Origin of the sequence: Proteus sp. fly-1067, from assembly GCF_040139345.1 — a bacterium.
Lineage (GTDB): Bacteria > Pseudomonadota > Gammaproteobacteria > Enterobacterales > Enterobacteriaceae > Proteus > Proteus vulgaris_B.
This window is the reverse complement of record NZ_JBEEUL010000201.1, coordinates 1-564: the sequence shown is the minus strand read 5'-3', so window position 1 is coordinate 564 and position 564 is coordinate 1. Positions and strand designations below refer to the sequence as shown.

Annotated in this window: 1 protein-coding gene; it reads right to left on the bottom strand. The window is 36.9% G+C overall.

Annotation, left to right across the window (positions count from 1 at the left end):
• Positions 1–562 (bottom strand): sugar isomerase domain-containing protein (locus ABN217_RS19985; protein WP_349459968.1); only part of this gene is annotated, 562 nt, incomplete at its 3' end.
• Positions 563–564: the final 2 nt, after the last annotated feature.

Genomic DNA, 564 nt, shown 5'->3' with positions numbered 1-564 from the left:
ACGAAATCGGCGAAAACGGAGGTTCCTGCTCACTGGCTTTTAATACTGCATCACCGATAGGAACATTATTATCAATAACCTGATCGGCACAATCACGTAAATGCTGACCTGACGTATGCTTAGACTGAAAAGTGTCAGCGTATACAGAGCTAGTAATGGCAACGGTATAAGCGCCATGCTGCCGTCCCCACTGTGCGACATCAATTGGCACAGGATTGATCCCCGATGTTGAAATAACAATTAATGCATCTTTTTCAGTAATTTTATAATCAACTAAATAAGGTAAAATATAATTATTTTGTTTTTCTAATTTAGATGAGCGAGCAGCGCCTTCATGAAGCATTAATGGCTCAATTAAAATTGGTCTAACAGGTGCTAACCCACCCGCCCGATAAAATACATCTTCACCGAAAATATGTGAGTGTCCACAACCAAAGAAATAAATAATACCACCTTGACGGATAACATCAGCAAGTTTATTGGCAACTTGATTTATATTTTGTTGTTGGTCTTCAGCTAAAAATGTCAGTTTATCTTTTACAATATTTAAATAGTTATTAATAT